Raw genomic sequence first — 17,118 nt, forward strand, 5'->3', positions numbered from 1 at the left:
CTGCCAATTACACTTCATCAGGCTCTTCGGACTGACCCTTAGACTGGGATCTGGCATGTTTATACGCTGAAGGAGACTCTCCTACGTATTTCTTGAACTTACCGTGAAAATAATCCACGTTGGCGTACCCTACTCTCGCGGCAACCTGATGTACCTTCAATCCTTCGTCAAGCAGTTCCTTCGCTTTTTCCATTCGGACCTTGTCCAAAAATGCGTTGAAATATTCTCCCGTATGGTTTTTGAACAGCTTGCCCAGATAACTGCTGTTGTAGTTAAACACCTCGGCAAGGACCTCCAGCTTGAGATTCTCCCCCGGATTACGCCGGATAAAATCGATCATCTGTTTCAGTACCGTATCCTTGCTGCCACCGCCCATGCGCTGAATTAGCCGCGTCAAATGGCCTTCAGCCATGACCTTCAGATCAGATACCGTTAATTGGTGATACACTTCGTTGATCAGGACGGAATGTTCCTGTGTGATCGATTGCATGTGCTGATTCGATGCAGCCAGCTTATTGATCGCCATAGAAAATACCTGTGAGAACGCTGTTTTGATCGCCTGCTCTGTCCGGTGGTAGGGAACAATTCGTTCTTCAATCTCGGTCAGCACCCGAATGACCGATTCAGTGCTGCGTATGTCGAGTGCATAGTACAGCTTGTCTGCCAGTTCTGACTCCACCGGCTCAGCACTTTCATCCTCAGCTATTATTGATGCAGCGTTTTCATGCGCCGCGAGTTCTTCATTCCATAACATGATACGTTGTTCCGTAAACAAAAAACGTTCTGCAAGCAGTCCGTTGGCCTGTTTATAGGACCTGATAATGTCGGATGTGGTATTCACCGGTTCACCCGCTGCCCCGTACATGACGATGTTCCATTCTCCCAACAAATGCTTCAGCTCATCATAGAGATGCTGGGCAGACTGTGCCGATGTGATCGGCTCCCTGCACAACAAAGCAAGTCCGGAATGATAAGAAAAGACGATCCCCCGATCCTTTTGATCGAAGGCTTCCGCCAATTTGCGTTTGGCTACATTTCCGCGCTGTATATCCGGTGCAGCATGCATCTCAAGCAGTACAACCTGATACTCCGGCCACTTCAATCCAAGTGCATCCTCGTCAATGGGCCCAACACCCTCCAAATTATCAAACAGAAGTGCCTCAATCTGATGCTCCCGATATGCCGTATCTTCACCTGCATGACGTGCCAGCGTCTCCTGTTCACGTGTAAGCACTGTGGCAATACGCTGAAGCTCGCCAATCATTTCTTCTTCATCCACAGGCTTGAGCAAATATCCGTCCACACCGAAACTGATCGCTTTCTTGGCATAATCAAAATCTGCATAACCACTCAGTATTAAAAAATGTGAGCCCGGATGTTGTTTCCGCACCTCTTCGATGACGTCCAATCCGGTCATGCCGGGCATTCGGATGTCTATAATGGTCAGATCAGGCTTAAGCTCATCGAATCGTGTAATGGCCTCACGACCGTTCGCAGCTGTAGCGATGACCTCAAAACCATACTCTTTCCAATCGATGATTGTTGTCAGTCCCTCGCGTATGCTCGGTTCGTCATCTACCAAAAATACTTTATACATGCTGGTCCCCTCCTGAAGGTAAGTCAAAAGAAATCTCTGTTCCTTCCCCATACACACTTGTAATCTGTAATCCGTACGGTTCACCATAGGTCAGCGTCAACCGTTGATGCACATTACGCAGACCAATCCGGCTCTTCTCCTGCTCCTCCGGTCCGCGGATAAATTGCATCACCTCAGCCAGTCGTTCCGGCGTAATGCCTGCACCGTCGTCCTTGACGTGAACCTGTACAATGTCATTTACCAGATGAATCGTTACATTTACATGGACCGTTCCTTCTTTATTTTCCAATCCGTGCACAATGGCATTCTCCACCAAAGGTTGAATGATCAAAGGCGGAATATATATCTTTTCTGCATCAGGATCAATATGAATCTGAAAGGCGAGGCGGTCGCCATAGCGGAATTTCTGAATTTCCAGGTAGGAACTCACCATTTCGAGTTCAGCCTGAAAGGTTGTTTTGCCACTGCCGATTTCCAGGCTTTTACGCATTAGTTTGCCCAGCAGCCTGACGATATTGGCTATCTCAGCCTCCCCTTTGATATGAGCTTTCATTCGAATGGACTCCAGGGCATTAAACAGAAAGTGGGGATTAATCTGACTCGCCATCATTTTCAGTTTAATCTCTTTCTGCGCAATTTCCAATTGGTTGTTCTGCTCGGTCGCTTCAACGACCTGGGTCATCAATTCGTTTATGCTTTTGACCATGTAATTGAATTGTCTGGACAACTGTCCAATCTCATCATTTCCGTCGATTCTGGATGAAACATTCAAGTCCCCCAAGGCAAGCTTGTTCAGATGTTTGCTTAGACGCAGCAGCCTGTTCGATGTAAGAAATGAGATAATGTATACGAGCAAAAGTGCAATGACCAGAACAAGGGAGATAAAAACCATCCCGATCAGACTGATCGTATTGGCATCCTTGACGATATTTTTAGTGGCAAACACCGAGATCACCTTCAAGCTGTTCATACTCGAAACGGGACGCAGCTCATCAATAACGATGTTGGATGGCTCTCCCTGAAAATCGGCTTCCAGTGTTCCTTTGGCCTGATTCTGCAAATCCACGCCAAAATCCAGTTCATCCAGCGTTTTGCCAACCAGCTCGGTATTCTTCGCAGCCACAACGTAGCCCTGCTCATCTGCAATCAGGGTCTCAAACGGTTCCTGCCGCAGCAGTTCGTTCAACTCGTCCTGATTAATTTCAATCATCAGTACTCCCTCAGTACGATATTCGGGAAAGGGTACTTTGCGGACCAGACTGAGCTTGTGCACCGGATTATCTTCCTTGTCCGGAATGTAGAACCATCCCGTACTCGTGGATAGCAGCGCTTTCTGATACCAGTAACTTTCCTTGGTCTTCTCATCCAACGGGATAAACTCCAGATTGTTGATCAGGGTAGGGTTGGCGGAATAAAAACGAATTCCTGCCACCTCACGGTATTGTCGCTTGTATTCCTGAAAATCCTTATAGGCCAAATAAGCAGAAGTCAGTTCCATCACGCTGGTATAGCGTTTGTTCACAATCTCCTTCAGTTCGTTATTGAACATCAGGATATCGGAAATATCCGTCGGCACACGCAGCAGTGTTGCAGTCTGGCTTTTGATTTTATCCACGTTATTAATGGTCTGACCAATTGCGTTATCCAGCGCCTGCTGCCGAAAGTAGCCGGTCACGGCAAGTCCGATAATGAGAACCGGAATCATGACTACAAGTACATAGGAAATGAGCAACTTATGCTTCAATTTGAGATTGTTGGATATTCGTATGAGCCTCTTTAACATGTCTGCACCTTCCGTTTTCTATATAAGCGCTTACATATAAGGAGCAGGATTAAACCATTTCCGCCCTTCCGTTTATCATACCATACAACCTTACAGGTCTGTTCTTCCGCCAACTATTTCCTAAGATTAGCACACATTCCTGCTCATTTGCAGTGAACAAAGGATGTACTTGTGAGACGAACATACAAAAAGGCCGCCATTCGCATGGCGACCGGGCTTGCAACTTATATTTATTGCAAACGTACGATGATATGAAGCACCCGATTGCAGATAGCTGCCTTCAGCCTGAACTGGGAGCGCTATCCTGATCTCTTAAGGACGGGGTGTCTCTACCCCATTCAGAATCAGTTTGGGATGAATATCAGCGCTTAGGGAAGCGGATACGGCACAATACTTCTCTTCAGCCATTTGAATGGCTTTCCAGATGCGGTAATCCGGGATATCTCCGTCGACTTTAAAGATCAGATCAATGGAAGTAAAACCTTTCGGCATACCTTCGCTGCGGGTTCCCTGAGCTTCAATTTCGATTCCTGTAATTTTGTCCAGAAAGGCATCCAGAATCATCGTAATATCGATCCCCATGCAGCCCCCAAGACCTGCAAGTAACAGTTCCATCGGTGTAGCACCCTTACTGTCACCACCATAAGCAGCCGTGGCGTCCATGCCTACAGCATAGCCAGAGGGTCCTTCGGAAGTAAATGCGCGTTTGCCTTTCCATACGGTTGTTACATTCATGATGTTATCCTTCTTTCTTAGAATTCAGTAATTTGCTGCAAAAATTTCCGTGTTCGTTCCTGTTTCGGATGCTCAAAAAATGCCTGCGGACTTGCTTCCTCCACAATCGATCCATCTGCCATAAATACGATTTTGTTAGCCACGTTACGGGCAAACTTCAACTCATGCGTGACCACCAGCATGGTCATGCCTTCCTGTGCCAGTTCCTTCATGACGGAAAGAACTTCGCCCACGAGTTCGGGGTCAAGGGCGGAAGTTGGCTCATCGAACAACATGACTTCCGGCTCCATGGCGAGTGCACGGGCAATCGCAACCCGCTGCTGTTGTCCGCCTGACAACCTGGATGGATAAGCATCCTGCTTGTCTGACAGCCCTACCCGATCCAGCAGAATCCGGCCGCGTTCGGCCGCTTCGTCCCGCTTGATTTTTTTCACCGTCACGAGGCCTTCCATCACATTCCCGAGCACTGTCTTGTGCGGATACAGGTTAAATTGTTGGAACACCATACCTGTCTGACGGCGAATCTCAAGCACCCGCGAGCGCTGAAGTCGCAGCGGATCGGCGCTGTCTACAACAATGCCGTTCACTTCAATTTTCCCGCCGGACAGTTCCTCAAGTCCATTCAGACAGCGGAGCAATGTGCTTTTGCCGGAGCCGCTGGGTCCCAGCAGCACCACAATGTCTTTTGCATCCACGTGCAGGTCTATGTTCGTGAGCACTTCATTATTTTGAAAACGTTTCTTCAGTCCTGTCGTTGTAATCATCGGTTCTCTCCTCCCATCAGTAAGCCCGGGCCAACCGGCGCTCCACTTGTTCCAGAATGGCCGAGAAGCCGATACTCATAATCCAGTAGATCACGCCGATCGCCAGATAAAATGGCATGTTAACATAGTATTGTGCGACCAGCAGCTGTGCTGATCGCAGCAACTCCGTTACTCCGATGGTTGCCACAAGTGATGTTTCCTTCAGCATACCAATAAAGGTATTACCCATAGGTGGAATGGCAATGCGGACAGCCTGCGGAAACACGATCCGCTTCATGGTTTGGAAAGGAGTCATCCCCGTAGCGTAAGCTGCTTCTGTCTGCCCTTTCGGTACAGCTTGAATGGCACCCCGGAATGTCTCGGACAGGAATGCACCTGCATTCAGACTCAGTCCCAGACAGGCGGCTGTGAGCGATCCCAAGGTTACGCCATAATCGACCAATCCGTAATAGATAACGAATAATTGCACCAGCAGCGGGGTTCCCCGCATGATGGACACGTAGAATCTTGCAATTAATCGGAGCCACTTCGGCCCCTTAAGACGAGCGATGGCAACAAGCACTCCGATGATAAAAGCAAAAAACATGGATATTACAGTTACGTATAGTGTGTAATATGCCCCCTTCAAAAAGAAGGGGAAATTCTCATATACCAGTTCCATGGATCAAACTTCCCTTCGCCTTGCAGGTTCATTATTGCGCAGGCTCTTCACCGAACCATTTTTTGAAAATGGTATTGTACGTACCATCATCCTTCATGCCTTGGAGTGCTTCATTCAGAGCAGCTACGAGTTCCGGATTGTTTTTACGAACGGCGATGCCGGCTTGGTCACTCTTAATTGGTTCACCTACTGCTTTAATATCGAATCCGTTGGCATCCACGATTGGTTTCAGTGCATACAGATTGTTGATTGTAGCATCAATACGTCCCGCATTTAGGTCTTTGAGTGAAGAGATTACATCGTCATATGTCTTAATGGTGAAGTCGCCCACTTTCGGCAGCACTTCGTTACGCAGGTAAGTTTCATCATTCGTGCCAAGACCTACACCAATCGTTTTACCTTTGAAATCTTCGAGCTTGGTAATATCATTATTATCACTTTTCACAATAATTTTCACTTGGTTGGTGATATAGCCTTCACTGAAGTCCAGCGCCTGTTTCCGTTCATCGGTAATCGTCATTTGGCTGATTACAGCATCGATTTTCTTGGATTGCAGACTTGGAATCAGGCCGGAGAATTCCTGGGATACAAATTCAACTTCAACTCCGAGACGCTTGGCAACTTCACGTGCAATATCCGCATCAAAGCCATCCATTTCTTTGTTGTCATTCAGGAAGTTGTACGGAGCATATGTGCCCATCATACCCACTTTAATGGTACCAGCCGACTTGATCTGTTCCAGTTCATTACTCGCTTGTGCTCCATTAGTGCTGTCTGTATCGGTTGTTTTGCTGCCACAAGCACTTACAACCAGCACGGTCATAAGCAGAATTGCTGTCAGCATCCAGCTTTTGCGCATTTTTTTGCCATAACGTTGTGTTCCATTATTCATCACGTTAACTTCCTCTCATTCATGTGGTTAATAGTTGTACCCATTATTCCCTGATCCTGCATCAATCATGTAAAAAGGCCCCCGGTACCAGCACGTCCATTACGTGCCCAGCAAACCGTAAAATTCAAAGCTTGATGCTTCCACAGCAAGTGATTGTGCCGTTTTGGCTGATATTCCTTCATGCAGCTCCGCGGAGCCAAACAGCCAGCGGGAGATCATGCCTTCAATCATGCTCACCAGTAATGCAGCTCGTACTGGCACATCCATCGATTGTGGCAGCATGCCAAGTTCAATCGCACGCTCCATGTTATGGCGGAACGCTGACTCCACAGCATTACGAGTCTCTTCAACCAAACGACGTACTGACTCTTCTGTCACGATACCCTTCAGCAGCAGCTCCATAAAATAACGGTTGTCGGCGGCAAAAGAGAACAAATTCATGAACAGTCGCTCTGAAGCCTTGACCATATCCTCAACCGAGCCTGCGTCCTTACGATAACCTTGACCGATGGCTTCAAGCAGCTTCTCTCTGCCTGTTAACACAATCTCTGCAGCGATGGCTTCTTTGCTCTTGAAATGCCAATAAAACGTCCCTTGGGCTACGCCAGCTTCACGAACAATATCCGAAATTTTGGTCTGATGGTATCCGTGGGTCGCAAATCGCTGCAACGCAATACGTATAATCTGATCCCGTCGTTCTTCACCGGGTTCCTTATGATTTACTTTGGACATTTCAGTACCTCCCGATTGATCAGTCAGTCAGTTAAGTATATCCTATTGGATAACTAGGTTTTTGTCAATATGGTTTTAAACAATCAATTCAATGCATAAGTTGAAGTTGGACACGTTTCTGATCATAATAGATGATAGCCTTGTTCTGCTGAACAAGTGTTGTCAGTCAAGCAGAGCAGACTGCATTCTGTCATCTGCATTTCAAGGAGGAAGAGAATTGGACATTTTATCATCCATTATTATGGGCATCATCGAAGGTTTGACTGAGTTTTTGCCCGTGTCCTCAACCGGACACATGATTCTGACTGCCCACCTGCTGGGATTATCGGAGGACAACGAGTCAGTCAAAACGTTTGAGGTGGTTGTTCAACTCGGTGCTGTACTTGCTGTCGTTGTGCTCTACTGGAACAAATTCATTGACATGTTCCGCTTCACCGGAGGGAAGAGGAGCTATTCCCAACGTCTGAACCTCGTACATATCTTTTTGGCGATGGTACCGGCTGTAGTCATTGGACTTGTTTTCCGTGACTGGATCAAGGCACATCTTTTTGGGCCAGAGACCGTACTGTACAGTTTGGTCATCGGTGGGCTCTTGATGATTGTAGCTGAGCGCTGGAGCAACCGCAGTGATCGAATCACCACACATGATGTGGACGATATTACGTATAAACAGGCATTTGTTGTGGGACTTTTTCAGATTTTGGCGTTATGGCCAGGCTTCTCCCGTTCCGGTTCAACGATCTCCGGTGGATTGTTCGCAGGTGTGAGCCGCGTTGCTGCTGCTGAGTTTACCTTTCTTGTGTCCGTACCCATCATGATTGGAGCCACAGGATACGACCTCTACAAAAGTATCGATCATCTGAACGGTAGCGACTTCCCTATCTTTGCGATTGGATTTATCGCTGCATTTATCGTAGCCATGCTCGCAATCAAGACGTTCCTGTCCATTTTGAAAAAACTCAGTCTGACGGTCTTTGCGATCTATCGCTTTGTGCTGGCAGCCGTGTTCTTTTTCATTTTGATGATGTAATTACAGAAAAAAGTAAACCCAAAAAGGCGACACGCGTTCCAACCGGAACCTGTGTCGCCTTCTTCATACCTTTATACCTTGGATTCCAGCGTCTCCAAATACTCTGAGATTTGTGTAGGTGTTTTTGCCCATTTACTGTGCAGATGTGCGATCTTCTTGCCATTCTGGAAAACGAGCAGACTTGGAATACCGCGTACTGCGTTCTCTTCAGCCAGGGGCTGGAACTTCTCGGCATCCATCGCATAGAAGGTTTTATCCGCGTGCTGATCTACGACTTCGCCAATAAAACGATCGAGGTTTTTGCAGTCCGGGCACCAGGTTGTATCGAATTTGATGACGGTCAGCCCGTCTGAATTAATGGTATCACGGTATTGTTGTTCACTTTGTATTCTTTCCATATGTCATCTCTCCTTGTACAATTCTTTTTGTGTTGATTTCTATTGTACCTCTAATAGTTACAATTGCAATAGGTAGTTCTGCAAATTATCGGTGCTGCTTGTACTGATTGGCCGGATACTGTTCCCGTATCGCTTGAATCTCCGCAGCCGTAAGTGGAGCAGATTTTGAAGCCTCAATATTGTGCAGGAGCTGTGCTCGTGAACTTGCTCCAGGGACTACGGCGGCTACTGCAGGATGCGACAGAGCATATCGGATGGCGGTTTGTGCCATGCTCCGCTCGTCTGTAACAAGACGGCTCAAGCCTTCACGAATGGCAAGCAGTTGCTCTGGAGTATAATCCAGGTATCCCTTGTCCACCTTCGCACCACCGGAATCTGCGAGCACCCCGCTTGCGACGGGTCCGCGGGCAATGACACTGATCCCCTTTTTCTCCAACAAGGGCAGCACTTCCTCTTCCGCTCGGCGATCTGCAACACTGTACTGGTTCATAACACTGACAATAGAAGATCTTTGTACATATTCCCGAATTACATTGGGGCGTATCGAGGATATCCCATAATACCGAATCAGTCCTTCCTGCTTCAGCTCCTCAAACGCTTCAATCGTTTCCTCGATGGGATCGTCCAATGTACCTCCATGCAGTTGATACAGATCGATATAATCCGTTTGCAGGCGTTTCAGGCTGTCATGGACAGCTTGCTTGATATACGCCTTGGATGGATCCCATGACCAGCCCTCTTTCCCAGGCACTCGGCGATTGCCTACCTTGGTAGCCACAATGACCTGCTCTCGGCGTCCCTTGATAGCCTCTCCCACGATTTCCTCATTGCGTCCTGCATCGTACAAGTCGGCTGTATCCAGCAGATTGACACCATGATCCAATGCCTCATGAATCAGGTTTACAGCGGGCTTCACTTCAGTTCCGAGCGACATACAGCCCAGCCCGATCTCCCCGACCCAGAGTTCAGATGAGCCCAGACGGTTTTTCTTCATGTGTATATCCCCTTTCATACGTTCTGCAAGTATCCATTGTATCATTCTTCCCGGCAAAAATCGCACCTCGTTATAATGAAACAGAATCACGGAAAAACCCGGAACCTTGACAGCTCCGGGCTTCACTTTTGTAATCACTTTGTGACAGAAACTAATTTACATCTACACGTTGGACCTTTTTACTTCCATTAGACGAACTTGAGCTTTTCATCATTCCGGAAACCGTTGAGAACAGCTTATCCCTTGCCTGCTTGTTTCTCATCAGGTAGGTAACGCCTGCCCCTATGGCCGTCATAATAATTCCGCTTTTTTTAGACATGTGTTTTTCCTCCTTTAGGGATTAATGTACATCGTGTCTTGCTTGAAATTTACCCTTTGTGGGGAAAACGAAACGCAGTATGTAAGACCATCCATATCCTATGAGATTAGAAGAAGAACATGATTTGTGACCATGAAACGAAAAAAGATGACCTCTAAAATTCAGAGGTCACCTGCAATGCACATCGCCATTTGATTAATCCGACGGAGGTGCTACATGGGTCATTTCTTCATGTTTGTAAGTGGAACCATCAGCAGTCAGGTAAAAGTGACCAATAGGATGAAGGTTTTCATCCAACTCGTAAACCAGCGGAATGCCCGTCGGAATGTTGAGTGCCATGACATCAGCTTCCGACATTTCGTCCAGATGCATGACCAGTGAACGGAGTGTATTACCGTGCGCAGAGATCAGCACCCTTTTGCCAGCCGAAACCATGGGTTTGATCTCGCTGTTCCAATACTCCAGCACCCGCTTGGACGTATCCATCAGGTTTTCGGTACGTGGAATCGTGCAGCCAAGCCGCTTGTACTTGTCCAGATCCTGCATATAACGCTCATCCTTCTCATTCAAAGGCGGTGGAGATACGCTAACGGAGCGCCTCCACTCCATGACCTGGTCTTCCCCGTACTTGACTGCAGTCTGCTGTTTATTCAATCCCTGCAGTGCACCGTAATGGCGTTCATTTAGCTTCCACGTCTTCGTAATTGGAATCCACATCCGGTCCATTTCATCAAGCGCAATGTCCAGTGTTCGTATGGAACGTTTGAGCACCGAAGCATAGGCGTAGTCAAAATCAAAACCCTGTTCCTTTAAAATCTTGCCGGCTTTACGGGCTTCACCGTATCCGTCCTTTGTCAGATCGACATCGGTCCAACCGGTAAAACGGTTCTCTACATTCCACATACTCTGTCCATGGCGAATCAATACCACTCTGTACATAGCCGTACCTCCTTCCTTGAAACCATTACCCGCAAGCCCTGCGAGATATAACTTTATGAACTACAAGCTACATTATTAATAGTAAGGAGCCATCATCAGATAAACGACTACACCTGTGGAACTGACGTACAACCAGATCGGCATCGTCCAGCGTGCAATTTTGCGGTGTTTCTTCAGTTGATTTGTCCAGCCCCAGACGAGAGTGAACAAAGCCAGCGGCACAATAATGGCCGCAAGGATACTGTGAGTAATCAAAATGAAGAAATAGATGGAGCGAACGATACCTTCCCCGCCGTATTTGGACGTTTCGGGAGAAAGATAGTGAAACGACAGATATGTGACAAGAAACAGAAGGGTTGTTGAGAACGCGGCAAGAATAAATCTTTTATGCAGCTTTACATTCTTTTTGATAATGGCAATCAGTGCCGCAAGCAGGAAGATAAACGTGAAGCTGTTAAACACGGCATTGAATCGCGGCAGCACCGTAATATCAAAGGCCACATCCCCTTTGTAACCGATCGAAGGTGCGAAGAACAACAATAAAATAATGACATTGGCGAGAATGGAAATGGTAATAATGAGACCTGCAAAATTTTTATTACTGGTCGGGGCAGCCGAATTGGATTGAATATTCGAATCCCCTTTGTTATGTTTGCCCAATGCAAAATCCTCCTCATATACTAACTTCTATGTTCTATGTCATTATATCTCGCCACCTGTCGACTGTTAAGTGACAACACTCTGAACAAAAGCGCTTCATATCCATATAAAATGCCCTTAACAGCTCGTTTTCATCCGATTGCCTGCTGCTAATGGTTTACCCAAAAGAGTCTTTATGGTATAATTAATGCAATTAATCACATACGCGTTGAAATCGGAGGAGCCTGTCACCAAGGGCCCCTCTTTGTCTTTTTTATGGCATATTAGGGCACTGTTATTCACGCCTTTCTATGCCATTTTTTTGTTTTGTATGCATGGAATGAAGCGCCCTTGGTGGAGGCAACCTTATAAACGCTACTGCTGGAGAGGAGCACACCTATGGAATTTATTTTGTCTCTTGCTTTAATTCTGATTTTCACCAAGCTTGCTGGAGATCTCTCCGTAAGACTTGGTCAGCCCTCGGTGCTAGGGAAGCTCATTATCGGTGTTGTTCTCGGGCCTGCTATTCTGGGTTGGGTTCAACAAACCGACTTTGTCCACTACATGGCAGAGATCGGTGTTCTGTTGTTAATGTTTATCGCCGGACTTGAGACAGATCTGGAGCAGTTGAAGAAGAACTGGAAGGCTGCTTTTGCCGTTGCAGTCGGTGGAATCATTCTTCCATTTATCGGGGGATACGGTTCTGCTATCGCTTTTGGCATGTCCCAAACTCATGCTCTTTTCTTCGGACTTCTATTCTGCGCCACATCTGTAAGTATTTCTGTTCAGACATTGAAGGACATGGATCAGCTCAGTTCACGTGAAGGTACAACTATACTTGGTGCAGCTGTTGTTGATGACGTCCTGGTCGTTGTATTACTCGCTGTCATGATGAGCTTGCTGGGTACAGGAGCAGGTGACACTTCCATTAGTCTGCTTATTGGTAAGAAGCTGCTGTTCTTTATTATTATTATCGCTGCAAGCTGGTTCCTTGTTCCTCGAATCATGAAATGGATGGCGCCGCTTAAGGTTACTGAAACAGTCATTACGACTGGGCTGATTATCTGTTTCGGATTTTCCTATTTTGCAGAATGGATGGGTGTAGCGGGTATTATTGGAGCATTTGCTGCCGGTATTGCAATTTCCCAAACCACTTTCAAACATGAAGTCGAAAGCAAAGTGGAACCCATTGCCTACAGTATTTTTGTCCCCGTATTTTTTGTAAGTATCGGTCTGAATGTTACGTTTGACGGTGTCGGTTCCCAGATCTGGTTTATCATCGTGATTAGTTTAATCGCTGTGGTGACCAAGCTGCTTGGCGGCGGAGCAGGTGCACGGCTTACAGGGTTTGATCGGACTTCGTCCTTGGCCATCGGGTCTGGCATGATCTCTCGGGGTGAAGTGGCATTGATTATTGCTTCAACCGGACTCGCTTCCGGCTTGCTCGACTCTGAATATTTCACCAGCGTAGTCATCATGGTAATCGTCACTACACTGGTTACTCCACCTCTGCTCAAAATAACCTTTGCCCGCAAAAAAGGGGAAGCCCGTGTTGAAAAAGGGATTGAAGAAGCTCATCTAAATGGATAGTTAATCAATATCACCGGGAATGAAACCACTGTTGAATTCAGTGAAGTTTAAAGCTATGATTTCATCAGATTAACCATTTAGATCGTGAAGCACACGCCGCTTTGAACCATGGTTCACCTTCGAAGCCGAAGGAAGGAACATGTTCAAGGCGGCTTTTTGTATTGGCTTGGCATACTCCTTACATTCACTTTTTCTCGAAATAAACATTCTCAAGTTCGTTAAACGTCCACAGGCAACAAAAAAAGACCGCTCCATTTACAAGAGGTCTTTATTACCCTTAACCTGGATCTTACACAGGTTGTCCATTTTAAGTTAATACGCCTACGTAGAAACCAATCGAGATAAACACGACACACCAGATGAAGGCCCCGATACCGGAAATGAGTACATATCTCCCTAATGCCATTCGGCTGATGCCGGAGAAACAACACATCAGATGACGGATGCCTGGAATGAAGTATCCCAGAATGATGGACCAGTACCCATACTTCAGGAACCAGCCCTCCACCCTTCCCAGCCGTTTGGGGTTCACGCCTACCCATTTCCCGTACTTCACTACGAGAGGTCTGCCTGCCTTCTTGCCGATCGCATAGCTGAGCAGCCCACCCGTAAATGCACCACCAAAACTGACAATAATAGATATTGAATAATTAAGGACCGAGATGGATGCGAGATAACCGACAAAGGTCATCATCACCTCATCCGGAATGGGCATGCCAATGACACCAAGAGCGAGCAATCCATAGATTGCAAAATATCCATATTGACCAATAAATTCTTTAGCAATTTCCATGACTGACTCGCTCCTTATTTCGGTTCCACGACGTCCTTCTCATGAGGCGCCAACACCTGTTTCAGAGATGGGAATCGAATTTGGCTAACCATTAGACCGGATAATACAACGATAACAAGATAGGCTACACCATGGGTGAAATAAGGACTCCAGAGTGCGAAAAAGGACATCAGTCCGCCTGCGAATGTAATTGGCATTCCGACAAAACCCGTGCTTGCTGTCTTCTGACAGTTGTAACGGGCCAGACGCAGCGCGCCGCACACCGGAAATAACGCCGTCAGTGCCATGCCGAGCACACTCACTTCGTTCATGGAATTCAGATACAGAATCAGCACAGGGGCTGTTCCGAAGGAAATAACATCAGCCAGGGAATCCAGCGCCTTGCCAAACTCCCCCTCACAATGCAATTTTCGTGCGGCAAAGCCGTCAAACAAATCAAAGAACATGGCAACCCAGATCATGGTCACCGCCAGCGCGAACTCGCCATGAATAGCCATAATGACTGCGAGCATGCCTGATGTTAAATTGCCCAAAGTTAAGATGGACGGTAAAGATTTCATAAGACTTGACTCCCTTTCTTACTAAGCATTAGGAAAAATGATATAGAAGCGGACTCCGTCCGGCGTGTTCTCTACTCCATAACTGCACCCATGCAGATCCAGAATCTGCTTTGCTATGGCCAGGCCCAGCCCGGTTCCCCCCATTTTGCGATTACGTGATCGCTCTACCCGATAAAACCTTTCCCAGATATACTGGCGTTCAGCTTCCGAGATCCCTTCACCTTTATTCTCGATGGAGATTCTTACCTGGCCTTCCAGTCTGCTGATCTCAATCATTATATCGGTCTGTGGCAGCGCATGACGTATAGCATTCATCATCATGTTATAAAACACTTGCTCCAGCTTGCTGCGATCTCCCTCAACCGTCTGCTCTGTGGTGGAGACAAGCACGATATCCAGCCCTTTTTCCTTCAGCTGCGGGGCGAGACGACCGGCGATTTCCTCGATCATGTCTCCAAGGACAACAGCACCGGTATTTAGCTTGATGGCCTGGGACTCCAACCTAACCAGATCCAGCATTTCTTCTACCATGGTTTCCATTTTGACCGCTTCATCGGCAATGACCTCAATGTAACGTTCGCGCTTGTTCTCGCTGACTCCATCCTTCAGACCTTCCGAATACCCTTTGATGATGCTGATGGGTGTTTTGAGTTCATGTGATGCATCCGCAAAAAATTCACGCTGCCGCTGTTCAATTCGCTGCTTCATTTCCATATCCGTCCGCATTTGGCGATTTGCCTGCCTGAGTTCTTCCAAGGTCTGCCCAAGCGTAGTTGAAAGAGCGTTCAAGCTGTCGGACAAACTGCCAATTTCATCATTGCGTTTGATCGGTGATTTTACAGTGAAATCAAGGGTCGACATCTTTTTGGCAACATGGTTCAAGGCCAGCAGAGGTTTCGTGACAATTCTGGACAATAGCAGGGACAGGAACAGGATCAACACAAACGCACCCATACCAAAGTATGCATAAAACAAACGAGTTGCTTCATTCGCCTCTCTCATTTCCTGCAGGGACGTCAGGGAGAAAATAAGCTGCTGCTGTGGCCCGTTCTTATGGACCGGAGCTATAGTAATCACATTCCGGACTCCACTCCAGCTATCGGTCCATTCTTCCGTAAGCATTTTACCGTTGGCCAAACTTAGCTGGTCCTCCGTAGTGAGCGGGAAGCGGCTGTTCAGTGCCTGCACAAGCAAGCCCTGTCTCTGACTCCATGTGCCCAGATTGGGAAGCACCACTTCGGTTAACACACCAGACCATTCCTGAACCGGCTCAGAGAGCTCCATGAAATCCTCTGTACCTCGCACAGCAGAGTTTGCGTCCTGGATTTTCACCGGATAGACCATCGGTTTGTTCAACCCACTGGCTGGACCAGTGACGGTCAGTTCCTGACCGTACTTCAGATGTGTCGCAATCCAGCCCGCATTCTCACTATTAATAAACAGGGACAGCGACACGTTCACCTGACTGCCGTCCTCACGGAGCAGTGTAATGTGAAACGGGTCATTGACCAGTTTTCCCGTGCTCGTCAGAATCACCAGATGTGACTGATTTTGACGCATAAATTTCCCGGTTTCCTTGGCCAGCTGTACACTATCCCAATGCGCGGTAGAATATTGCTGTTCAAATTTCGCCAGTTTTTTCTTCATACTGCTGATCTTCTGATGCTGATAAAAGTCCGGGAACCAGACTAACTGGGCAGTCACCGTTGTTCCGTATAGCAGGAGCAGGAAACCCGCCATCACCAGAAACAGCTTCATCGTTACACCATTACGTCTCATGCCTCAGCCTCGAATCGATATCCCGTGCCGATGACTGTACGGATACACTTGGCCTCATCTCCGAGTTTGCTGCGCAGCTTCTTGATATGTGTATCTACAACGCGAGAGTCACCGTCAAAATCATATCCCCATACCCGGTTGAGGATGGCATCCCGGGATAAAACGATTCCCTGATTGCGTGTCAGGTAGAGCAGCATTTCATACTCTTTCGGAGCAAGCTCTACCTCCACTCCGTCCTTCTCCAGTCGTCTTGCCCAAGGATCAAGCACCGCGTGACCAAACCGGATCACGCCCTGTTCCCTGGTGATCGCACCTTCGACTCGCTTCATTAATGTCTCCGCACGCGCGACCAGCACACGAGGGCTGAACGGTTTCGTTACATAGTCATCCACACCAAGGTTAAATCCATGGATCTTGTCATCATCTTCAGACCTTGCGGTCAGCATTATAATAGGTACGGTGGATTGGGACCGAATATGCCCGCATAGCGTCCATCCATCCATTTCAGGCATCAGCACATCCAGAATGACCAGATCCACTTCATGCAGATCCAGCAATTGGAGTGCTTCAACTCCATGTTCCGCCTCAATCACATTCCATTGTTCCTTTATAAAATAATCGGCCACAATTTCACGAATGCGGCTTTCGTCTTCCACGAGAAGCACTGTTCTAACCATGGCCGACTCTCCTTTTATCTTTCTTTTGTTAACATAACGATTTCATGTGTCGTTCGTGTGTCCATCCATGTTCTGGAATGAACTCCATCTTATATACGATTAATAACCATCATAAGTTACCGAATTTTCAACAATCCACACAAAAAGGCGGTTACCAACGAGCCACCTTCGCCCATTGACAACCACCCTTTAGCTGAATCCTAAGTTCTCTTTCCGGTACTACCTACAGCATCCGC

18 protein-coding genes are annotated in these 17,118 nt (G+C 47.2%); 2 read left to right on the plus strand and 16 right to left on the minus strand.

The genetic code is table 11. From position 1 onward, the window contains the following. Window positions 1-7: 7 nt before the first annotated feature. The 7 genes from AB3N00_RS26805 to AB3N00_RS26835 form a co-directional block, all read right to left on the minus strand. On the minus strand, window positions 8-1,597 hold the full coding sequence (locus tag AB3N00_RS26805; protein WP_413037290.1) for a response regulator: 1,590 nt from the start codon (window positions 1,595-1,597) through the stop codon (window positions 8-10). After that, the gene (locus tag AB3N00_RS26810; RefSeq protein WP_413037291.1) at window positions 1,590-3,380 is read right to left on the minus strand and encodes a histidine kinase; all 1,791 of its coding nucleotides are present in this window, start codon (window positions 3,378-3,380) and stop codon (window positions 1,590-1,592) included. Before AB3N00_RS26810 ends, AB3N00_RS26805 begins: the two co-directional genes overlap by 8 nt. A 312-nt stretch (window positions 3,381-3,692) precedes the next feature. Next, entirely contained in the window at window positions 3,693-4,115 is a 423-nt protein-coding gene (locus tag AB3N00_RS26815) for an OsmC family protein (protein WP_076311998.1), read from the minus strand. 17 nt (window positions 4,116-4,132) lie between these two features. Further along, entirely contained in the window at window positions 4,133-4,879 is a 747-nt protein-coding gene (locus tag AB3N00_RS26820; protein WP_413037292.1) for an amino acid ABC transporter ATP-binding protein, read from the minus strand. Window positions 4,880-4,895: 16 nt separating this feature from the next. Next, window positions 4,896-5,540 (minus strand): amino acid ABC transporter permease, encoded by a 645-nt coding sequence (locus AB3N00_RS26825; protein WP_413037293.1) that lies wholly within the window; start codon window positions 5,538-5,540, stop codon window positions 4,896-4,898. Between the two features lie 31 nt (window positions 5,541-5,571). Then, window positions 5,572-6,399, minus strand: a complete 828-nt coding sequence (locus AB3N00_RS26830) for a substrate-binding periplasmic protein (protein WP_413037364.1) — start codon at window positions 6,397-6,399, stop codon at window positions 5,572-5,574. A 132-nt stretch (window positions 6,400-6,531) separates the two neighbouring features. Beyond that, window positions 6,532-7,164 carry a TetR/AcrR family transcriptional regulator gene (locus tag AB3N00_RS26835; RefSeq protein ID WP_413037294.1) on the minus strand — a complete coding sequence of 211 codons (633 nt, stop codon included), beginning with the start codon at window positions 7,162-7,164 and terminating at the stop codon, window positions 6,532-6,534. Between the two features lie 241 nt (window positions 7,165-7,405). On the opposite strand from AB3N00_RS26835, the gene bacA reads away from it, so the two are divergent. Beyond that, window positions 7,406-8,194: an undecaprenyl-diphosphate phosphatase gene (gene bacA / locus AB3N00_RS26840; protein WP_413037365.1), complete on the plus strand. Its 789-nt coding sequence runs from the start codon at window positions 7,406-7,408 to the stop codon at window positions 8,192-8,194. Between the two features lie 71 nt (window positions 8,195-8,265). On the opposite strand, the gene AB3N00_RS26845 is transcribed toward bacA, so the two are convergent. From AB3N00_RS26845 to AB3N00_RS26865, 5 genes are all read right to left on the minus strand, one after another. Beyond that, complete coding sequence (locus tag AB3N00_RS26845) at window positions 8,266-8,592, minus strand: thioredoxin family protein (RefSeq protein ID WP_413037295.1); 327 nt, start codon at window positions 8,590-8,592, stop codon at window positions 8,266-8,268. Window positions 8,593-8,677: 85 nt separating this feature from the next. Next, entirely contained in the window at window positions 8,678-9,586 is a 909-nt protein-coding gene (locus AB3N00_RS26850) for an aldo/keto reductase (RefSeq protein WP_413037296.1), read from the minus strand. Between the two features lie 151 nt (window positions 9,587-9,737). After that, the gene (locus tag AB3N00_RS26855; RefSeq protein ID WP_175395278.1) at window positions 9,738-9,905 is read right to left on the minus strand and encodes a hypothetical protein; all 168 of its coding nucleotides are present in this window, start codon (window positions 9,903-9,905) and stop codon (window positions 9,738-9,740) included. Between the two features lie 195 nt (window positions 9,906-10,100). Next, entirely contained in the window at window positions 10,101-10,844 is a 744-nt protein-coding gene (gpmA, locus tag AB3N00_RS26860) for a 2,3-diphosphoglycerate-dependent phosphoglycerate mutase (RefSeq protein ID WP_413037297.1), read from the minus strand. 75 nt (window positions 10,845-10,919) lie between these two features. Next, entirely contained in the window at window positions 10,920-11,504 is a 585-nt protein-coding gene (locus tag AB3N00_RS26865) for a DUF420 domain-containing protein (protein WP_175395276.1), read from the minus strand. A 378-nt stretch (window positions 11,505-11,882) separates the two neighbouring features. Here AB3N00_RS26865 and AB3N00_RS26870 point away from each other — a divergent pair, with 378 nt between their 5' ends. Further along, a complete protein-coding gene (locus AB3N00_RS26870; protein ID WP_413037298.1) occupies window positions 11,883-13,073 on the plus strand; it encodes a cation:proton antiporter in 1,191 nt (396 codons plus the stop codon). A gap of 307 nt (window positions 13,074-13,380) precedes the next feature. Here AB3N00_RS26870 and AB3N00_RS26875 read toward each other — a convergent pair whose 3' ends face one another. From AB3N00_RS26875 to AB3N00_RS26890, 4 genes are read right to left on the minus strand one after another with little or no spacing between them, the layout of a single operon-like run. Next, window positions 13,381-13,866 (minus strand): DedA family protein, encoded by a 486-nt coding sequence (locus tag AB3N00_RS26875; RefSeq protein WP_413037299.1) that lies wholly within the window; start codon window positions 13,864-13,866, stop codon window positions 13,381-13,383. A 14-nt stretch (window positions 13,867-13,880) separates the two neighbouring features. After that, window positions 13,881-14,426, minus strand: coding sequence for a CDP-diacylglycerol--serine O-phosphatidyltransferase (gene pssA / locus AB3N00_RS26880; RefSeq protein ID WP_413037300.1), 546 nt, complete (start codon window positions 14,424-14,426; stop codon window positions 13,881-13,883). Window positions 14,427-14,447: 21 nt separating this feature from the next. After that, complete coding sequence (locus tag AB3N00_RS26885) at window positions 14,448-16,205, minus strand: sensor histidine kinase (RefSeq protein WP_413037301.1); 1,758 nt, start codon at window positions 16,203-16,205, stop codon at window positions 14,448-14,450. Continuing rightward, the gene (locus AB3N00_RS26890) at window positions 16,202-16,882 is read right to left on the minus strand and encodes a response regulator transcription factor (protein ID WP_413037302.1); all 681 of its coding nucleotides are present in this window, start codon (window positions 16,880-16,882) and stop codon (window positions 16,202-16,204) included. Before AB3N00_RS26890 ends, AB3N00_RS26885 begins: the two co-directional genes overlap by 4 nt. Window positions 16,883-17,118: the final 236 nt, after the last annotated feature.

Source organism: Paenibacillus xylanilyticus (assembly GCF_047246825.1).
Lineage (GTDB): Bacteria > Bacillota > Bacilli > Paenibacillales > Paenibacillaceae > Paenibacillus > Paenibacillus xylanilyticus_B.

Bases quoted from the DNA above. Each gene is read 5' to 3' on its own strand.
- AB3N00_RS26870 (WP_413037298.1), top strand. From the start codon at position 11,883: ATGGAATTTATTTTGTCTCTTGCTTTAATTCTGATTTTCACCAAGCTT.
- AB3N00_RS26855 (WP_175395278.1), bottom strand. From the start codon at position 9,905: ATGTCTAAAAAAAGCGGAATTATTATGACGGCCATAGGGGCAGGCGTT.
- bacA (WP_413037365.1), top strand. From the start codon at position 7,406: ATGGGCATCATCGAAGGTTTGACTGAGTTTTTGCCCGTGTCCTCAACC.
- AB3N00_RS26815 (WP_076311998.1), bottom strand. From the start codon at position 4,115: ATGAATGTAACAACCGTATGGAAAGGCAAACGCGCATTTACTTCCGAA.
- AB3N00_RS26810 (WP_413037291.1), bottom strand. From the start codon at position 3,380: ATGTTAAAGAGGCTCATACGAATATCCAACAATCTCAAATTGAAGCAT.
- AB3N00_RS26820 (WP_413037292.1), bottom strand. From the start codon at position 4,879: ATGATTACAACGACAGGACTGAAGAAACGTTTTCAAAATAATGAAGTG.
- AB3N00_RS26890 (WP_413037302.1), bottom strand. From the start codon at position 16,882: ATGGTTAGAACAGTGCTTCTCGTGGAAGACGAAAGCCGCATTCGTGAA.
- AB3N00_RS26875 (WP_413037299.1), bottom strand. From the start codon at position 13,866: ATGGAAATTGCTAAAGAATTTATTGGTCAATATGGATATTTTGCAATC.
- gpmA (WP_413037297.1), bottom strand. From the start codon at position 10,844: ATGTACAGAGTGGTATTGATTCGCCATGGACAGAGTATGTGGAATGTA.
- AB3N00_RS26845 (WP_413037295.1), bottom strand. From the start codon at position 8,592: ATGGAAAGAATACAAAGTGAACAACAATACCGTGATACCATTAATTCA.
- pssA (WP_413037300.1), bottom strand. From the start codon at position 14,426: ATGAAATCTTTACCGTCCATCTTAACTTTGGGCAATTTAACATCAGGC.
- AB3N00_RS26830 (WP_413037364.1), bottom strand. From the start codon at position 6,399: ATGCGCAAAAGCTGGATGCTGACAGCAATTCTGCTTATGACCGTGCTG.
- AB3N00_RS26805 (WP_413037290.1), bottom strand. From the start codon at position 1,597: ATGTATAAAGTATTTTTGGTAGATGACGAACCGAGCATACGCGAGGGA.
- AB3N00_RS26885 (WP_413037301.1), bottom strand. From the start codon at position 16,205: ATGAGACGTAATGGTGTAACGATGAAGCTGTTTCTGGTGATGGCGGGT.
- AB3N00_RS26850 (WP_413037296.1), bottom strand. From the start codon at position 9,586: ATGAAGAAAAACCGTCTGGGCTCATCTGAACTCTGGGTCGGGGAGATC.
- AB3N00_RS26825 (WP_413037293.1), bottom strand. From the start codon at position 5,540: ATGGAACTGGTATATGAGAATTTCCCCTTCTTTTTGAAGGGGGCATAT.
- AB3N00_RS26835 (WP_413037294.1), bottom strand. From the start codon at position 7,164: ATGTCCAAAGTAAATCATAAGGAACCCGGTGAAGAACGACGGGATCAG.